At 34.3% G+C, this 19,133-nt stretch carries 17 protein-coding genes; 15 read left to right on the top strand and 2 right to left on the bottom strand.

From position 1 onward, the window contains the following. The first annotated feature begins 2 nt into the window (after window positions 1-2). Window positions 3-1,310 carry a DRTGG domain-containing protein gene (locus PRVXT_RS10085; protein ID WP_350342747.1) on the top strand — a complete coding sequence of 436 codons (1,308 nt, stop codon included), beginning with the start codon at window positions 3-5 and terminating at the stop codon, window positions 1,308-1,310. Here the strand turns inward: PRVXT_RS10085 and PRVXT_RS10080 are convergent, their stop codons facing one another. Next, window positions 1,311-1,793 (bottom strand): hypothetical protein, encoded by a 483-nt coding sequence (locus PRVXT_RS10080; protein ID WP_350342746.1) that lies wholly within the window; start codon window positions 1,791-1,793, stop codon window positions 1,311-1,313. 3 nt (window positions 1,794-1,796) lie between these two features. Further along, window positions 1,797-2,123, bottom strand: coding sequence for a YtrH family sporulation protein (locus PRVXT_RS10075; RefSeq protein WP_350342745.1), 327 nt, complete (start codon window positions 2,121-2,123; stop codon window positions 1,797-1,799). A 103-nt stretch (window positions 2,124-2,226) separates the two neighbouring features. Here PRVXT_RS10075 and PRVXT_RS10070 point away from each other — a divergent pair, with 103 nt between their 5' ends. From PRVXT_RS10070 to PRVXT_RS10005, 14 genes are all read left to right on the top strand, one after another. Then, window positions 2,227-3,117 (top strand): phosphatidylserine decarboxylase, encoded by an 891-nt coding sequence (locus PRVXT_RS10070; protein WP_350342744.1) that lies wholly within the window; start codon window positions 2,227-2,229, stop codon window positions 3,115-3,117. A gap of 21 nt (window positions 3,118-3,138) precedes the next feature. Continuing rightward, on the top strand, window positions 3,139-6,576 hold the full coding sequence (locus PRVXT_RS10065) for a DNA polymerase III subunit alpha (protein ID WP_350342743.1): 3,438 nt from the start codon (window positions 3,139-3,141) through the stop codon (window positions 6,574-6,576). Between the two features lie 23 nt (window positions 6,577-6,599). Further along, window positions 6,600-7,076 carry a phosphatidylglycerophosphatase A family protein gene (locus PRVXT_RS10060; protein WP_350342742.1) on the top strand — a complete coding sequence of 159 codons (477 nt, stop codon included), beginning with the start codon at window positions 6,600-6,602 and terminating at the stop codon, window positions 7,074-7,076. Between the two features lie 102 nt (window positions 7,077-7,178). Further along, the gene (locus tag PRVXT_RS10055; RefSeq protein WP_350342741.1) at window positions 7,179-8,402 is read left to right on the top strand and encodes an NAD(P)-dependent malic enzyme; all 1,224 of its coding nucleotides are present in this window, start codon (window positions 7,179-7,181) and stop codon (window positions 8,400-8,402) included. Window positions 8,403-8,673: 271 nt separating this feature from the next. Next, window positions 8,674-9,324 (top strand): TrkA C-terminal domain-containing protein, encoded by a 651-nt coding sequence (locus tag PRVXT_RS10050; RefSeq protein WP_350342740.1) that lies wholly within the window; start codon window positions 8,674-8,676, stop codon window positions 9,322-9,324. Between the two features lie 18 nt (window positions 9,325-9,342). After that, the gene (locus PRVXT_RS10045; protein WP_350342739.1) at window positions 9,343-9,528 is read left to right on the top strand and encodes a glutamate decarboxylase; all 186 of its coding nucleotides are present in this window, start codon (window positions 9,343-9,345) and stop codon (window positions 9,526-9,528) included. A gap of 114 nt (window positions 9,529-9,642) precedes the next feature. Then, entirely contained in the window at window positions 9,643-10,602 is a 960-nt protein-coding gene (pfkA, locus tag PRVXT_RS10040; protein WP_350342738.1) for a 6-phosphofructokinase, read from the top strand. Window positions 10,603-10,618: 16 nt separating this feature from the next. Further along, window positions 10,619-12,370: a pyruvate kinase gene (gene pyk, locus PRVXT_RS10035; protein WP_350342737.1), complete on the top strand. Its 1,752-nt coding sequence runs from the start codon at window positions 10,619-10,621 to the stop codon at window positions 12,368-12,370. A gap of 235 nt (window positions 12,371-12,605) precedes the next feature. Then, window positions 12,606-13,421, top strand: coding sequence for an alpha/beta hydrolase (locus PRVXT_RS10030; protein WP_350342736.1), 816 nt, complete (start codon window positions 12,606-12,608; stop codon window positions 13,419-13,421). Window positions 13,422-13,614: 193 nt separating this feature from the next. Then, window positions 13,615-14,178, top strand: coding sequence for a glycerol-3-phosphate responsive antiterminator (locus PRVXT_RS10025; RefSeq protein ID WP_350342735.1), 564 nt, complete (start codon window positions 13,615-13,617; stop codon window positions 14,176-14,178). A 339-nt stretch (window positions 14,179-14,517) separates the two neighbouring features. Further along, a complete protein-coding gene (locus tag PRVXT_RS10020; RefSeq protein ID WP_350342734.1) occupies window positions 14,518-15,948 on the top strand; it encodes an NAD(P)/FAD-dependent oxidoreductase in 1,431 nt (476 codons plus the stop codon). A gap of 18 nt (window positions 15,949-15,966) precedes the next feature. After that, window positions 15,967-17,232, top strand: a complete 1,266-nt coding sequence (locus PRVXT_RS10015) for an NAD(P)/FAD-dependent oxidoreductase (protein ID WP_350342733.1) — start codon at window positions 15,967-15,969, stop codon at window positions 17,230-17,232. After that, a complete protein-coding gene (locus PRVXT_RS10010; protein ID WP_350342732.1) occupies window positions 17,232-17,603 on the top strand; it encodes a DUF1667 domain-containing protein in 372 nt (123 codons plus the stop codon). Before PRVXT_RS10015 ends, PRVXT_RS10010 begins: the two co-directional genes overlap by 1 nt. Before the next feature lie 14 nt (window positions 17,604-17,617). Then, the gene (locus PRVXT_RS10005) at window positions 17,618-19,015 is read left to right on the top strand and encodes a sigma-54 interaction domain-containing protein (protein WP_350342731.1); all 1,398 of its coding nucleotides are present in this window, start codon (window positions 17,618-17,620) and stop codon (window positions 19,013-19,015) included. The last annotated feature ends 118 nt before the right edge of the window (window positions 19,016-19,133 follow it).

Here is a 19,133-nt window from a genome sequence, read left to right as displayed (position 1 = left end):
TAATGCCAGATACAAAACACAAAAAAATTATTGAATATATAGAGAATCTACCAATAGGGTGCAAGATTTCCGTTAGGAAAATAGCTAATGAATTACATGTAAGTGAGGGCACTGCTTATAGAGCTATAAAGGAAGCTGAGTCTATGGGGTATGTAACTACTATGCCCCGTGTAGGGACTGTTAGAATTAAAAGAAAAGGCAAAGAACATATAGAACAGTTAACTTTTGCTGAAATAGTAAATATTGTTGAAGGAATTGTTCTAGGAGGAAGAGAGGGCCTATATAAAACTTTAAATCGTTTTGTAATAGGGGCAATGGAAATAGATGCAATGATAAAGTACATAGATCCCAATAATTTACTTATTGTTGGGAATAGATTTGAAGCACAAAAAAAAGCACTAGAAAAAGGAGCTGCTGTATTAATAACTGGTGGTTTTGACGTTGAACCAGAGATAAAAAATATTGCAGATAAAAAAAATCTACCCTTAATTCAGACTACCTATGATACTTTTACAATTGCAACAATTATTAACCGGGCAATATATGATCGATTAATAAAGAAGGATATAGTTCTAGTTGAGGATATATGGGTAAAAGAACCTGAATACTTGCTTTCTTCTGATACAGTGGAGAAATGGAATAAAAAGGTTAAAGAAACTACTCACACTCGCTTCCCTGTAGTAGATGAAGAGCGTAAAGTTGTTGGGATTGTAACCGCAAAGGATGTGGCAGAGACCAATATAGACACTACAATAGAAAAAGTTATGACAAAGAACCCTACTGTAACAACTATAGATAATTCTTTATCTTCAGTTGCTCATACCATGGTTTGGCAGGGAATAGAATTGATTCCTGTTATAAATTCTAAAAAAGAGCTGATTGGTGTAGTCAGTCGACAAGATGTGATGAAGGCGTTGCAGCATGGACAGAAGCAGCCACAGGTAGGCTTGACTTTAAGTGATATGGTTTTAAGTGAATTTAAAGAAGAAAAAATTAGCGATGGAGTTAGGATGTCAGGTAAAATAACCCCTATAATGACAAATCACTTAGGAGGCGCCAGCAATGGGGTATTGATGACCTTACTCACCCATACAGCTTACTCAACTATGCAGAATGTTACATATATAGATACTGTAACGGAAAATATAGTAATATATTTTTTAAAGCCTGTGCAAATTGAAACAGAGCTAGTTTTAGAAGGAAAAGTTTTTGAATTTGGAAGAAAAACTTCTAAAGTGGAAGTGTGTGCCTATTGCAACAAAGAACTGGTATGTAAAGCGATTATATCGCTAAGGGTAATGGAAGAATAGCTACTCAGATGGGTCTTTCGCTTCCAGCAGTTTGGCAGTTGTGTATACCTTTGTAGTTTCCGCTATAATCAGCATTTCAAGATTGCACTGATATCGGTTTTCTTCAATTACAAAGGTGCGATTGTGAACAATACTACGAATTAGATTGGGGTTAATAGATTCAACATCTTCTCCAATTATATTATTTAATAAATCTGAAACTTTGCTTTTAAGTTCTAAGGCCACTACTTCATCATCGTACTCTAGAAAAATCTCTATATCTCGCACTACTAAAGCTTGTTTTTCTTTTCGGGAATCTTCTAACCTTTCGATGGTGTTTTGCAAATCTACCACATGGTTTTCTAGTTCTTTTTTTTCAATGTAAAGTTCGTCAATTATTTGTCCTTGCTTAATCTGTGCAAATACAGCACCTATTATAAACCCGATTATTAAAAGGCCTACTGTTCTCATGATTTTTTTATAAGGTAAATATAATAGCTTCATACATTATTCTCCCTTTGCAATTAAAAGAATTATAACATATCCAAACTGAGCACCACCATAAGCAAACAATATTAGCAATAGTTGTTTAAATATCACAGAAAGTTGCCCTTCTAAAACTCCAGACTCAAAAGCTCTAATAGTAGAAAAAGTTCCCCCTAATGCCGCAACCATTGCCCAAATTTTTAGTTTGCCGGCTAAGTCTAGCATTGTATAAAAAGGGGGCTTAGAAGTAAGCAGAGTGCTTAGCGACCCGATAGTTGCACCACCTATTACCACGCCTAGAGCAATACAAAAATCTAACACTGCAGTAGCCCAAAAATTATTTTGCATTACGTCACTCCTCTTTTAATCCTTCTTAAAATATAGTATATTTATTACACACCTTTTTTAGAAGAAGACTTTACAAAAATTATTAAAGGGGATTCAATTAACAATGGACATATTTTATATAGATAGAATTACAAAAGAAAAAAAAGTAGAAAAAATACCTAGTACAAAAATGCTAAACTGGTTGTACTATTCTAGACCTGGAACTAAAACATTGGACATAGTGGTAAAAAGGAAGTGGGCGTCTTCTTTTTATGGCTTAATGCAAAGTTTGCCAATTAGCAAATTTAAGATTTCAAAGTTTGTCAACCAGTATGGAATAGATTTATCTGAGTCTTTAAATAGTGACCCCAGAGATTACAAAAGTTTTAACCATTTTTTCACAAGAAGACTTACTCCTAATGCTAGACCAATTTGTCAGCAAAAAAACAACTTGATATCCCCAGTAGACGGGAAAGTAATGGCTTACACTAATATTGATGTAAACAGAATTATCCAAATCAAGGGTTTTTACTTTACATTGGAGGAACTCATAAACGATGATAAAAAGGCAGACTTATATAACCAAGGGACGTGTCTTGTTTTTAGACTAGCTCCTGCTGATTATCACCGGTTTCACTTTTTTGATTGGGGAGAAGTAACGTCTTGTCATAAAATAAAAGGAAGTTACTACTCTGTTAATCCTTTAGCCCTTAAAAGAGTTTCGAATCTTTACTGCAAAAATAAAAGAGAGGTAACATATTTTGCAAGTGATAATTTTGACGAAACAGTTATGGTAGAAGTCGGTGCAACCTGCGTAGGAAGCATTGTACAAACTTTTAAAAATAATAAAGTGTCTCGAGGGGAAGAAAAAGGTTATTTTAAGTTTGGAGGCTCTACTGTTATATTATTTTTTAAAAAAGGGAAATTAGTCGTTGATAAGGATATTTTAAGAAATAGTAGTAGACATTTAGAAACTTCTGTAAGATTGGGAGAAAAAATAGGAGCAAAGATATAAAATATAGGGGGAAGTAAAACCATGTCTAGCTTTGTTCACTTACATGTTCATACCGAGTATAGTCTGCTAGATGGAGCAGCTAAAATAAAAGATGTGGTAACGCGAGCAAAAGAATTAAATATGCCTGCCATGGCGATTACTGATCACGGAGTAATGTATGGAATTATTGATTTTTATAAAGAATGTAAAAAACAAGGTGTTAAGCCAATTATAGGGTGTGAAGTTTACACTTCACCTCAAGGCAGAGAATATAAAAAAGGAAAACCTAGCGAAAGTACTCACCACTTAGTTTTACTTGCAAAAAATCAAATAGGTTATAAAAATTTAATGAATCTTGTTACTATAGGATTTACCGAAGGTTTTTATTATAAACCACGAATTGATATGGAGCTGTTACAAAAGTACAGTAAAGGTCTTGTGTGTTTAACTGGATGTTTGGCAGGGGAACTCCCGCAAATGATTCTCCAGAAAAGATGGGATGAAGTTGACGAGCTATGTGAAAAATATATTCAGATTTTTGGTAAAGAAGATTTATATCTCGAGTTACAAGACCATAGCTTATTAGAACAGAGAGAAGTAAATAGTTATTTAATTGAGCTATCCCAAAAATTTGACTTAAAACTGGTAGCTACGAATGATATACATTATATTGACAGAAATGACCACTATCCCCATGATGTTTTACTTTGTATTCAAACAGCTAATAAAATTGATGAACAAGATAGAATGAGTTTTCCTAACAATGAATTTTATTTAAAAAGTAGAGAAGAAATGGAAGAAAAATTTCGCCATATACCAGAAGCTTTGGATAATACAGTAGAAATAGCAGAAAAGTGTAATTTAGAGTTTGATTTTGATAGTATGCACATGCCTAATTATCCAATACCTCCAGGGAAAACTACTCACCAGCATTTGACTGATTTGTGTCAACAAGGGCTTAAAAAACGTTATGGTAATAACATTACAGTTGAAGCTCAACAACGGCTTAAATATGAGCTAGACGTTATTAATAGTATGGGGTATAGTGGATACTTTTTAATTACCTGGGATTTTATAAATTATGCAAAAGAAAATAGTATTTTAGTAGGCCCAGGTCGAGGTTCAGCTGCCGGGAGTTTGGTTGCTTACTCTTTAGGGATAACCAATATCGACCCCTTAAGGTATGACCTCCTTTTTGAAAGGTTTTTGAATCCAGAAAGAGTGACAATGCCAGATATCGACATCGACTTTTGTTATGAACGCCGAGAAGAAGTAATTGACTACGTAGTTGAAAAGTATGGTGAAGAAAGAGTTGCCCAAATTATAACGTTCGGTACCATGGCGGCCAGGGCAGCGGTTAGAGATGTTGGAAGGGCATTAGGAATGCCTTACGGTGTTGTAGATAAAATAGCTAAACTTATACCTTTTGAGCTGAATATGACAATAGAAAAAGCGTTGAAAATAGAAACTAAGCTAGCTGAACTCTATAAACAAGATGAAGAAATAAAACAGCTAATTGATATATCTAAATCATTGGAAGGAATGCCAAGGCATTCATCTACCCATGCGGCAGGAGTAGTTATCTCAAAGGAACCCTTAACTGAATATGTTCCCCTTCAAACAAGTGATCATGGGGTGGTTACTCAGTTCCCCATGAATACTCTGGAAGAACTAGGACTTTTAAAAATGGACTTTTTGGGGCTGAGAACATTAACTATAATTAATGAAGCTGTTAAAATTATAAAAAAAACAAAAAGAATTGAAATAAATATAGAAGAATTAAACTTTGATGACAAAAATACTTATGAGCTCATTTCACAGGGAAAAACCCTAGGTATTTTTCAGTTAGAAAGTTCAGGTATGCGAAATGTATTAAGAGAACTAAAACCATCTAAATTTGAGGACATAATAGCTGTATTAGCTTTATACCGACCGGGACCGATGGAGCAAATACCTAAGTTTATTAAGAGTAAACATAAAGAAATTCCTGTAACTTACCCACATAAAAAGGTTGAGAGTATTCTAGAAGAAACTTATGGAATAATGGTTTATCAAGAGCAGATTATGAGGGTGGCATCAGAATTAGCGGGATTTACTTTAGGAGAATCAGACATTTTACGGAGGGCTATGGGGAAAAAGAAAAGAGATGTGTTAGCAGAGCAAGAAATTAAATTTATTGATGGTTGTGTAAAAAATGGGTTAGAACAACAAAAAGCTAAGGAAATATTTGACTTAATAGTTAAATTTGCCGATTATGGTTTTAATAAAGCCCATGCAGCAGCTTACGCAGTATTAGCTTTTCAAACCTCCTATCTAAAAGCTAATTATCCAACAGAATTTTTAGCGGCTATGTTGACAGGGGCTATAGCATCTTCTGAAAAAGTAGCTTTATATATCCATGACTGCAAAGAATTAAATGTATCTGTGCTACCTCCCGATATAAATGAAAGCTTAAAAAACTTTACTGTAGTAGATGAAAAGAAAATAAGATTTGGGATGTTAGCAATTAAAAATGTAGGTGAAGGGGTAATAGATAACATAATTTCAGAAAGAGAAGACAATGGGGTATATACATCTATGGAAGATTTTTGTTCAAGAGTTTCTAGTTGTAACAGGAGAGTATTAGAAAGCCTGATTAAAGCGGGAGCTTTTGACTCTATTAACAATAATAGAGCACAACTATTAGGGTCAATAGATGTGCTAGTTACATTTTCACAAATGATAAAGTCACAAAAAGAGAGTGGACAGATGTCTATGTTTGAGCTAATGGATGACTTTAATAAAAATGAAAGTTTATCATTAGAGAAAGTTCCACCCTTTAGCGAAAAAGACAAGCTACAACTAGAAAAAGAGACTCTTGGGTTATATATAAGTGGGCACCCTTTAGATGAATATAAAAGCATCTATAAAACAGGTGTTAAAAATTCAATAGATGTCCAATCATATAAAGATAATAGCCAAGTAACTGTAGCTGGGGTAATATCGGCATCAAAAAAAATAATGACAAAAAACAATAAACCTATGGCGTTTGTCAGTTTGGAAGATGCTTTTTCTGAAATAGAAGTTATTGTATTTACTGATAGCTATGAAAAACATCAGTCACAATTAGAAAGTGACCAACCTTTGGTTGTGGAAGGAAGGGTTAGCTTTAAAGAAGAAGAGGGCGCCAAACTGTTGTGCCAAAAAATATGGGATATTGAAGAATACTCAAAAGCTATTGCTGGCAAACGCAACAACAATCCAAAAAAAAATGAAAACAACGAGCTAGAAAAACTTTATCTAAGATTGCCCAAAATGGATAAAAATACAATTGAAATGATAAATCGTTTGCTAGATGTTTCACCTGGCGAACACTCTGTAATATACTATATCGAGTCAGATAAAAAGGCGATAAAATCAAAGTATAAAGTTTCTATAGAGCAGAACATATTAAATGGATTAAGGGAATTTTTGGGGAAAAAAAATGTCAAGGTTAAATAAATTTTGGCGAAAGGGAGAGTAAAATGAAAATTTTAATTACTGAAATGTTAGAAGAACGTGGTGTTACACTAGAAGATATAGCTAAAATAGTATTAGAAATACAAAAATCGTACCTACCAAACCTAACTTTAGAGGAATGTATAATGCACGTTAGTAAAGTTCTAGAAAAAAGAGAAACACAAAATGCGGTTTTAACAGGCCTCGTCATGGATATGTATGCTGAAAAAAATATGTTTCCGGAACCGTTACAAACGATTTTAAAAGAGGATAAAGGATTGTATGGAATTGATGAAATATTAGCTCTTAGCATTACAAACATTTATGGAACTATAGGTTTGACAAATTTTGGATACTTAGACAAAAGTAAAATTGGTATCATAAATAAACTTAATGATAAAACTAATGGCAAAGTTAATACTTTTCTAGATGATTTAGTTGCAGCAATAGCTGCAGCTGCTGCATCAAGATTAGCTCATCAAGACGAAGATGTGGTAATTTAGTATATAGCCGATAAGGTTGCGTTCCTTATCGGCTTAATTTATAATATAAAAGAGTGAATTGTAAATAAAATTTTGTAAATTATTTCACAAGGAGGATCTAATATGAGAGACAAAGCTTTAAAAATGCACAAAGAAAATAAAGGTAAATTAGAGGTCGCCAGCAAAGTGGCTTTAAAAGATGCAGATGACTTAAGCTTAGCTTATTCACCAGGGGTAGCAGAGCCATGTACTGAAATACATAAGGATAAATCCACAGCCTATGACTATACTGCTAAGGGTAACCTTGTAGCAGTTGTCTCTGATGGTACAGCTGTTTTAGGGTTGGGAGATATAGGTCCTGAAGCATCTATGCCTGTAATGGAAGGGAAAGCAGTTCTTTTTAAATCCTTTTCTGGTGTAGATGGATTTCCAATTTGTGTAGATACAACTGATCCAGATAAAATAGTAGAACTAGTTAGGGCGATCCAGCCTACTTTTGGAGGAGTAAATTTAGAAGATATCGCAGCTCCAGCTTGTTTTGAAATCGAAAGGCGATTAAAGGAAATATGTGATATCCCAATTTTTCATGATGATCAGCATGGTACAGCTATTGTTACAGTAGCAGGGCTTATAAATGCATTAAAACTTGTTGATAAAAAAGCAAAGGATATTAAAGTGGTAGTCAATGGAGCGGGTGCTTCCGCAATATCTGTTACAAAGCTAGTAATGAAACTAGGAGCAAAAAACATAATAATGTGCGATAGACAAGGGTCTATTTATGAAGGTCGACAAGAAGCTATGAATAAGTATAAAGAAGAAATAGCAAGAACCACTAACCCCAAAAATGAAAAAGTAACTCTAGAAGAAGCTATGGTAGATGCTGACTTATTTATAGGTCTATCAGCTGGTAACGTAGTATCGGAAAAAATGGTGTTTAAAATGGCAAAAGATCCAATTGTCTTTGCAATGGCCAATCCAACCCCAGAGATTGATCCAGCATTGGCAAAAAAAGCAGGGGCTAGAGTAATAGGTACAGGAAGGTCTGATTACCCCAATCAAGTAAATAATGTGCTAGCATTTCCCGGGATATTTAGAGGAGCTCTAGATACAAGAGCTACCGATATCAATGAAGAAATGAAAATTGCAGCTGCAGAAGGTATTGCTCAGCTAATTGATAGAGAAGAACTAACAGAGGAATACGTAATACCTAACCCATTTGACCCAAGAGTAGCACCGATGGTGGCTAAAAAAGTGGCACAAGCAGCTATGGATACTGGAGTAGCAACAATAAAAGTTAATCCCGATGATGTGGAGCAAAAGACTAAGACTTTAGCCACAATAAAATAGTTTCGACTGAAACACCAATCTAGACTCTTTTTGCACAAAACAAAAGGAGTCTAGATTTTTTTAAACCTTATTATTGTTAAATCCTTGAGTTGGCATTGTTTTTAACCCTAGTTTTACTTAGATAAAACTAGGGCTAATTTATCAAAAGATTGTGGGTTTAAAAAAAGGATTTTAATTTATAATAATTTATTAGAGGAATTTAATTGTTGGTAAAGAATTACTTTAATATGAGCCCTAACTAACAATAAAAACAATAAGAGGAATGAGGCAAATGTTGGTTTTAGTAATTTGTTTAATAATATTTATGACTTTTGTTATGGAAGTAGGATCTATAGCTTTTAAACTAACAGGAGTAGAACCATCAAATGCTAGGTTTCAAGCCTTATCTGCGCTTACAGGAACCGGCTTTACCACAAAAGATGCTGACATTATAACAAAAAGTAAAACTAGGAAAAAAATAGCTATGATTCTAATGGTTATAGGTCACATTGGCTTAACTGTTATAGTTGTTTTTGCAGTTAATTTACCTCAGTTGATTTCTAGTTGGCAGCTTATAATAGGAACAATATTATGTATAGTAACATATCTTTTTGCTCGAAACAGGGTGTTTGTTGACAAACTAGACAACCAAATTGAGTCACAATTAGTTAAAAAGCTGCATTTTAAAAAAGAGCCTATAGAAGAAGTACTTTTAATTAATGATGAGTATAAGGTGGCTGAAGTTAGGTTGGAAACAGAATGTAGCCTGATTAATAAATCTTTAGCTAGCTTACACTTAACATCTAAAGGGATACTGGTTTTAGCTGTGAAAGGAGAAGACAGAGTAATATTAACTCCAAAAGGAAAAGATATCATTAGAAAAGGTGATACACTAACTGTTTATGGAAAAATTAAAAATATAGAAGAAATACTATGTAAATAAAAGAGGGGGTAATTTAAGATGTGGAAAGTTGTTTATATAGCACCTGATGATTACAAAGCTGATAGAATTAAGCACAAACTAGGACAAGAAGGGTTTATGGTTCAGCTTAGGCATTTATCTTCACAAAGAACTGGTCAAGTAGAAATACTGGTTCCTCGTTCAGAAGCTCAGGATGTAGCAGAATTTATATCAAAATTAGACTAAACTAATAAAAGGTATTGCACCGATCAAATATAAGTTGTAAAATAGAATTAAACGACTAGTGACAAAAATGTCCCCTTGGGACAGAAAACGTCCTGCAGGCAAGGAGGAGTACTCATGAAAAAAATTGCAGTTATGACTAGTGGCGGTGATGCCCCAGGGATGAATGCGGCTGTTAGGGCTGTTGTCCGTAAAAGTATCTATCATGGCTTAGAAGTTTATGGAGTTCATAGAGGATTTTTAGGACTTTTAAATGATGACATAAAGCCGATGAACTTATCATCGGTTGCTGATGTGATACAGCGGGGTGGAACTGTACTGCGATCTGCTAGATGTGAAGAATTTAAAGAAAAAGATAATCAAGTAAAAGCAGCTAAAATTTTGCGAGACAAAGGAATTGAAGGTATTATAGTTATTGGTGGTGATGGATCGTTTAGAGGAGCGGAGCGACTTGCTTCTCAAGGAATTAAAGCCATAGGAGTTCCTGGTACAATAGATAACGACATACCATATACCGATTATACGATAGGATTTGATACCGCTGTAAACACAGCATTAGATGCTATTAACAAAACTCGAGACACCGCTACATCTCATGAACGAACCTTTGTCATTGAGGTAATGGGGAGGGACTGTGGTGATATAGCATTAGCCGCAGGCTTAGCAGGTGGAGCTGAATCTATTTTAGTACCAGAAATTGAATATGATATTGAAGAGGTATGTCAAAGATTAAGAAAAGGTGCTCAAAGGGGCAAGCTACATAGTATTATTTTAGTGGCTGAAGGAGTTGCGAGTGGATTTGAAGTAGGGGAGCAAATCAAACAAAAGACAGGTTTTGAAACCAGGGTAATTGTATTAGGGCATATTCAAAGAGGAGGAACCCCTTCATCATTCGATAGAGTGTTAGCTAGCAAGCTTGCTGCTAAGGCAGTAGACCTACTAATAGAAGGACAAAGTTCAAAAATGGTAGGGATTAAAGAAAACAAAATTGTTAATGTTGATATATTGAACGCAATAGATGCTCCTAAAAAATTTGATAAAGAGATGTATGATTTAGCTAAAGTTTTATCTATATAATTAAAGGAGGAACATTATGAGAAGAACAAAGATTGTATGTACTATAGGTCCAGCTAGTGAATCTCCAGAAATGTTGAAAAAGTTGATGTTGGCTGGAATGGATGTTGCCCGTTTGAATTTTTCCCATGGGGATCATAAGGAACACGGTGAGAGAATAACCAATATTCGAAAGGTTGCTAAGGAGATAGGAAAAAATGTAGCTATACTTTTAGATACCAGAGGACCAGAAATAAGATTAAAAAAATTTCAGCAGGGTAAAATTGTGGTAAATGAAGGTGATTCCTTTACTTTAACTACTGCTGATATTATAGGCGATGAGACAAAAGTGGCAGTAACTTACGAGGGTTTGACAAAAGATGTTAAACCAAAAGATAAAATACTTGTCGATGATGGTTTAGTGGAACTAGAAGTAAAAGAGGTAACTGATAATGATGTACACTGTGAGGTAATTAACGGTGGAGACCTAAGTGATAAAAAGGGAGTTAATATACCTAATGTTTCTATTTCCCTTCCCGCTATGAGTGATAAAGATTATGAAGATATAGTTTTTGGAGTAAAGCAAGAAGTAGACTTTATAGCTGCTTCATTTATTAGAAAAGCTTCAGATGTCATTGCTATTAAAAAAGTTTTGGAAGAAAATAAAAGCGACATACATATAATTGCTAAAATAGAAAACCAAGAAGGTGTAGATAATTTAGATGAAATACTAAATGTAGTAGATGGCTTGATGGTTGCTAGAGGGGACTTAGGTGTTGAAATACCTGCAGAGGAAGTACCTCTGGCACAAAAAACAATGATTGAAAAGTGTAACAAAGTAGGAAAACCAGTTATTACAGCAACTCAAATGCTAGATTCGATGATAAGAAATCCAAGGCCAACTAGAGCGGAATCTAGCGACGTAGCCAATGCAATTTTTGATGGCACAGATGCTATAATGCTTTCTGGTGAAACAGCAGCTGGTAGTTATCCAGAAGAATCTGTTTTAACAATGGCTAAAATAGCACAACGTTCAGAAGAGGCGACTCGATTTGAAGAAATTCAGGGGAAAAGAGGTTTAACCCCAGAAAATGTGGTTACAGACTCCATAAGCTATGCTACCTGTAATACTGCAAAACAGTTGGAGGCTTCTGCTGTAATAACTGCAACTCAATCAGGATATACCGCAAGAATGGTCTCAAAATATCGTCCAGATTGCCCAATAGTAGCAGTGACTCCTAATAGTAAAGTAGTTAGAAAACTATTACTCTCATGGGGAGTATGTCCTGTTCTTGGGAAAGACACAAATAATACTGATGAAATGCTGTATGAATCGGTGGTAAGCGCATTGGATTCAGGATATATAAATAATGGTGAATTGGTTGTTATAACAGCGGGAGTTCCTGTTGGAGTCTCAGGCACAACTAACCTTTTAAAAGTTCATACAGTAGGAGATATAATATTAAAGGGTATGGGAATAGGAAAAGGTTCCGTCGTTGGTGATGTTATAACTGCCAAAGACAACAAAGAGCTTTTGGATAAAAAAGGAAAAGGGGATATTTTAGTTAGTCTAACAACAGATAACGAGATGGTGAATAACCTAGATGGAATAAAAGCCATAATTGCAGAGGAAGGTGGCTTAACCTCACCTTCAGCTATCATTGGCCTAAACTTAAAAATACCTGTGATAGTTGGAGCTGAAAACGCAACAAAAGTACTACAAGATGGTCAACAAATTACAGTGGACTCTGAAAGAGGATTAATTTATAAAGGGAATGCTACGGTAAAATAAAAATAAAAATCGGTTGCAAATGCAGCCGATTTTTATTTTGTGCAAATTAAAGGGATATATAAGTCAGAGATAGAATATTATGTTAATAAGGTATGATAAAATTGCTAAAAAGAAATGGTGAACTCCTATATTTTGTAGGTTAGTTGCCTGTAATCCACCACTTATTGAGGTTCACTAAACTAAGTTTTCTGCTAAAGATAAAAATCATCAATTTATTAGATAAGGAGGCTAAGTTGTGCATGAGAAATTTTTTTTAGAGAATGGTACTGAAATAGCTTATACAAAAAGACAGCCTAAAGAAACCAAAGGGGTTGTAATTGTAGTGCATGGTTTTGCAGAACACATGGGCCGGTATAAAGAGTTTATGAAATTTTTAGAGAAAAATTCATATGCTACTTACTCCATGGACCATCTCGGTCACGGTCGTTCTGGAAAGATAAAAGGCTATGTAGAAGGACTTGAGGAAATGGTGGAGTCAGTTGACGGTTTGGTTTCATTGGCTACTGAGGACAATCCTAATTTACCAATTTTCATGTTTGGGCATAGCATGGGAGGGTTAATAACAGCGGCATATGGGGTAAAACATAAAAACAAGTTAAAAGGTCAAGTTTTTTCTGCACCTGCTATTGGTTCTCCTATGGGAAAGGGTATGGAGATAGCGTTAAAAATATTGGCAAAAATCTGCCCTAAAAAATATATTAATAATAATTTAAGTGGTGAAATTTGCAGAGATTTACAGGTGGTTCATGAATATGTTGAAGACCCACTTGTATTGAAAGCTGCTACAGCCAAATTCTATCACGAGGTCTTTATTAAAGGTGTTCGTTATGTACAAAGTAATTTTAATAACTATAGCTGCCCTTGTCTCGTTATGCATGGAACTGAAGATAGCATAATTGATTATCAACACTCTATAAATTTTTATGAGAAAAACTCTTCCAAAGATAAGACGAAAAAGTTATTTTCTGGACTATATCACGAACTTCTTAATGAACCAGAAAAAGATGAAGTTATGGCTGAGGTTTTATCTTGGCTTGATAAAAGGATATAATTAAACTCCTAGATGGGAGTTTGTTTGTTTTTTTGAAGGGTTGGTAAATAATATCAATCAACACTTGCGAAGTTGATACTATTTACCAACCAAAGAGGTTCAAAAAAATGGTTAAATTCCAAATACTATGGTAAACTTGATTTAAAGAATTGGCATAATAATTGCGGAATATAATTAAAGAGGAGCGAAAAAGATGGCAGACTTTTATGATAAGACCCACAGGAGCCCAATCATTGCTGCTGTAAATAATAGAAATACATTACAGGACGCTTTAAAATCACCTAGTGAAGTTATTTTTTTACTAACTGGTGATATTATGATGCTAGAAAATGTTGTAGCAGAAGCTAAGCAAGCAAATAAAAGTTTGTATATTCATATTGATCTTATGGAGGGGCTATCTAAAGATTTTATGTCATTAAAGTATGTAAAAGAAAGAATACAACCTGACGGCATTTTGACAACAAAACCAAATTTAATTAAATATGCAAAAAGACTTGATGTTTTTGTTATCCAAAGGCTATTTATTTTAGATTCCATTTCATTAGACACTGGTATAAAATCCCTTCAAGCTATGAAACCTGATGCTGTGGAAATTATGCCTGGTATTATGCCAAAAGTTATAAGAAAAATCAGTAAGGAAAGTAAAACACCTGTTATAGCAGGGGGGTTGATACACGAAAAGAGCGATATAATTGATTCTTTGAATGCTGGCTCTATTGCAGTCTCAACTAGCAATAAGGAGGTTTGGTACAAATAGGGTTATGTTTATTAGTGCGATTAAAACACTTTTACAACTTAATATATTAGAAAAATAAAGGAACCCAATATTTTAGTAAAAAAGTGACAAAAAACTTAATTAGTCTGATTGTAAGTAATTGTAGTTAATAATTCTAAAGTGAATTTTTAAAAAATAAGAGTAAATAAGTAAACAGTGAAAAATAATTTTAGCCTTTACAAGAGTAAAGTTAAAGGATATAATAAAAATACAATTAAATAAAATGGTGTTGAGAATATAGAGAAAAGCCATGCATATAAGCTGTTAAAAAACAGCTAAATATGTGATGGCTTTTTTTATTCAAACTTAGGAGGGAATAAAATGTATGATGTAGCAATTATAGGGGCTGGTGTTTCAGGTGGTTTTATCGCTCGGGAATTATCAAAATTTAATTTGAAAATAGCTATAGTTGAAAAAGAAAGTGACGTGGCTTGTGGAACAACCAAAGCTAATAGTGCAATAATACATGCTGGATATGACCCTAAAGTTGGTAGCCTTAAGGCCAAGCTAAACTTACGAGGAAATGCAATGTATGACCAAATTACTAAAGAGTTGGGTGTTCCTTTTAAAAGGATAGGTTCAATGGTGTTAGCTTTCAACGAAGAAGAGTTCAACATCATAGATAATTTATATAAGAATGGTTTAGAAATTGGTGTTCCTGATATAAAGATTCTTTCAGAAGAAGAAGTGTTAGCTAAAGAACCTAGAATAAGTAAGAAGGTTTATAAAGCCTTGTATGCGCCTACAGCTGGCATTATAGGGCCCTGGGAGCTGACCATAGCGTTAATAGAAAATGCAATTAATAATGGAGTCGATTTAAAATTGAACACATCAGTTGAGGAAATCGACTTCGATGATTCAAAGTATATTATAAGAACTAATAAAGAAACAATCCAAGCTAAGTATGTCGTAAATGCAGCAGGTGTACATGCTGATAAAATTAGTAATATGGTAGGAGATAAATCATTTACTATTGAGCCTAATAGGGGACAATACCATTTGTTAGATAAAAGTGAAGGAAACACTGTAAATTCCATTGTTTTTCAAAGTCCATCTAAGGAGTCGAAAGGTGTGCTGGTGCTGCCTACAGTTCATGGTAATTTACTAGTAGGACCAAATCACGAATATGTAGAAAATAAAGACTCTCTGGAAACAACTAAAGCTGGGCTTCAAGTTATAATGGAAAAGTCTTCAAAATCGGTAGATAACATTAACTTTAGAAATATAATTACCTCATTTTCTGGTTTAAGGGCAAAGACAAAAAATGGAGACTTTATTATTGAAGAATCTGAAGTTGCTAGAAACTTTTTTAACGTTGCTGGCATAGATTCACCAGGATTGACTGCAGCTCCAGCTATCGCCGAATATGTAGTTGATTTATTACTAAAAAAAGATAACGCAATTACCAAAAAAGAGGAATTTACTAATAAAGTAGAACCTTTGACAAATTTTTTAATGTTGGACAATCATAGCAAACAAAAGTTAATGGATAGAGATGAAAGATACGGCAGAATAGTTTGCCGCTGTGAATATATTACAGAAGGTGAGATAGTAGAAGCGATTCATAAAGGAGTAGGAGCTACCACAGTTGATGGAATAAAACGCAGAGCAAGGCCTGGGTCTGGGCGATGTCAAGGCGGTTTTTGTGGTCCGAGAGTTATGGAAATCCTAGCTAGAGAAACTAATAAAGATATAACAGAAATTGAAAAAGAGCGGCAAGGTTCTTTCATTTTGACTGGTGAAACAAAATAAAAACTGGGGGAATAAGACATGAAAAGCTATGAAATTGTTGTTATAGGTGGCGGACCGGCTGGGCTAGCAGCTGCTATAGAAGCCAAGAAAAATGGGGCAAAAGATATTTTAGTAATTGAACGAGATAGAGAGCTTGGTGGCATTTTACAACAATGTATTCATAATGGATTTGGTTTGCATGTTTTCAAAGAAGAACTTACTGGTCCAGAATATGCAGAAAGGTTTATAAATGAGTTAAAAGACATGGGTATAGAATATAAACTAGATACCATGGTGTTAGAAGTTACAAAAGACAAGCAGATTACAGCGTTAAATACACAGGATGGTTTGTTAGAAATTGAATCTAAAGCTGTTGTGTTGGCTATGGGATGTAGAGAAAGAACCCGAGGTGCTATACAAATACCAGGTACTAGACCTGCAGGGGTTTATACCGCAGGCATGGCTCAAAGGTTTGTAAACATGGAAGGGTATATGGTGGGAAAAAAAGCTGTCATATTGGGCTCTGGAGATATAGGGTTAATAATGGCTAGAAGACTTACATTGGAAGGATCTAAGGTGGAAGCTGTAGTTGAACTAATGCCTCATTCTGGTGGTTTAAATAGAAACATAGTTCAATGCCTTCATGATTATGATATTCCTTTACTATTACGTCACACAGTAGTAGATATAAAAGGAAAGGAAAGGTTAGAAGCAGTCAAGATTGCAAAAGTTGATAAAGACTTTAAACCCATTCAAGATACGGCGCGCTGGATTGAATGTGACACCCTTTTATTGTCAGTAGGATTAATACCTGAAAATGAACTTTCAACTGGAGCAGAAGTGCAAATTTGTGCAAAAACCTCAGGCCCCATAGTTAATGAGTCCATGGAAACATCGGTGAACGGTATTTTTGCATGTGGTAATGTGGTGCATGTTCACGACCTTGTGGATTGGGTTACGGAGGAAAGCAAAAAAGCGGGAAAAAGTGCTGCTAATTATCTAAAAGGTAATTTAACTAGGGGTGCTTCTGTAATGAGAACTGAAGCAAAGTCTGGTGTTTCATATACAGTACCTCATAAAGTGGATCTAGAGAACATAAAGGAAAGTTTAGAATTGATGTTTAGAGTGAAAGAGGTTAATGAAAAGGCAAAATTAATAGTCAGAGTAGACGGTAAAGTGTTAAAAGAATTTAATAAAACACACTTAGCTCCAGGTGAGATGGAGTCGATAAATCTTCCCACAAAAGATATTCCTAAAAAATCTAGCACTATCTCTATTGAAGTAAAGGCAAGGGGGGAAATGTAATGACTAAAAAGAAAATGATCTGCATAGTTTGCCCAAAAGGATGCAACCTAGAGGTAACAAAAGATGATAACACTGCCGAAGGCTTTAAGGTTGAGGGAGCTATTTGTCCTAGGGGTAAGGAGTATGGAATTAAGGAGGTTACAAACCCAACAAGGATGATAACATCAACTGTAAAAATTTCAGGAGCTCACCTTCCAAGATTGCCAGTAAAAACTGATAAACCCATTCCTAAAGAAATGGTTATGGAATGTATGAAGGAAATTGACGCATTAAAAGTTACTTCCCCTATAAAGGAACAAGATATATTAATCGAAAACATCTTTAATACAGGATCAAATATTGTAGCAACCCGAAGTATGGAAAAAATATAGAGGGGAAGGTTGGTATGATGTCGATGATTACAAACTATAAAGGGTTTAATCGAGTGACATCTATTGTTAAACCAGAACAACAATTTAAAGCTTTGTTTGATCAGTTTGAGGAAGGAATCCTAATTGTTGATCATACAGGGAAAATAGTATATGCAAATAAAAAATATGCCGATATTTTTAGTGTTAATTTTAATGATATAGTTAGAAAGAAATTTAATAAGGTTACCCATGATGAAGCATTAGACTTTGCTTTCAGAAATAAAACAAAAGTTTTAGGGAGTCTTAGATTTGAACAATTTTGTAAAAATATAAAAGTCTCTGTTTATCCTGTAATCAATGAAAATGGTTTTGAGGGATTAGTTGCCTTATACTCTTTGTTGTCAAAAGAAAGAGCCCAAATTGTTGGTGATTCAACTTTTAATAAAAATAATTCTTGTGATGATCTAAAAAACAATACTCTTAATAAAAAGTTCGACAATATAATAACTAAAAATAAAGATATGTATACTATAATGAAATCCGCCAAAAAAGCTGCTAAAGTTTCTTCCACTGTTCTTATCAGAGGAGAAAGTGGGACAGGAAAAGAGTTAATTGCCAAAGGAATTCACAATTTAAGCCCGAGAAAAAACAAGCCTTTTATAAAAGTTAATTGTGGAGCAATACCAGAACATTTACTAGAATCAGAACTTTTTGGACACGAAAAGGGAGCATTTACTGGAGCTGTAGCCACTAAAATTGGGAAATTTGAAAGAGCTCAAGGAGGAACCCTTTTCTTAGATGAAATAGGTGATATGCCTGTTCATATGCAGGTAAAAATACTACGGGTACTTCAGGAAAAGGAGTTTGAAAGGGTTGGGGGAACAAAAAGTATAAAGTGCGATGTAAGAATATTATCTGCAACCCATAAAAATTTAGAAGAACTAGTCAACCAAGGACAGTTTAGACAAGATTTATTTTATCGGTTAAACGTTATTTCTTTAACCTTAGTTCCCCTAAGAAATAGACCTGAAGATATCCCATTACTACTTAATCACTTTATAAATAGCTACCAAAAGAAAATGGATAGTCAAGTTAAAAGTGTTTCAAAAAAAGTGATTAACGTTTTGCAAAACTATACATGGCCTGGAAATGTAAGAGAGCTTAAAAATTTAATGGAAAGGCTAATGGTGATGACAGAGTCAGAACAGATTGAAATCGAAGATTTGCCAAGTCATTTATCTAAACTTTACAAAGTTAATTCAATATCTCCAATTTGTTCCACAGAGGAAAGTTTTAAGACGTTGGAGGAATACGAGAAAGAGATTATCTTTAAAGCATTGCAGAAGTTTAAAAGCTTCAACGCTACTGGAAAGGCTTTGGGTATTACCCATAAAACTGTAGCAGCTAAAGCCAGAAAATATGGCTTTATTTAATAAAACTTTTAATATAAAAATCCCATTTGGTACTTTTAACAAGTGCTAAATGGGATTTTTATAATTAAAATTGTATTTTATAGAAAAATACTAACATAGAAGTTATAATAATACTAGA

The organism is Proteinivorax tanatarense (genome assembly GCF_040267685.1).
GTDB classification, from domain to species: domain Bacteria; phylum Bacillota; class Proteinivoracia; order Proteinivoracales; family Proteinivoracaceae; genus Proteinivorax; species Proteinivorax tanatarense.
This window is presented reverse-complemented; position numbering and strand designations above follow the sequence as displayed.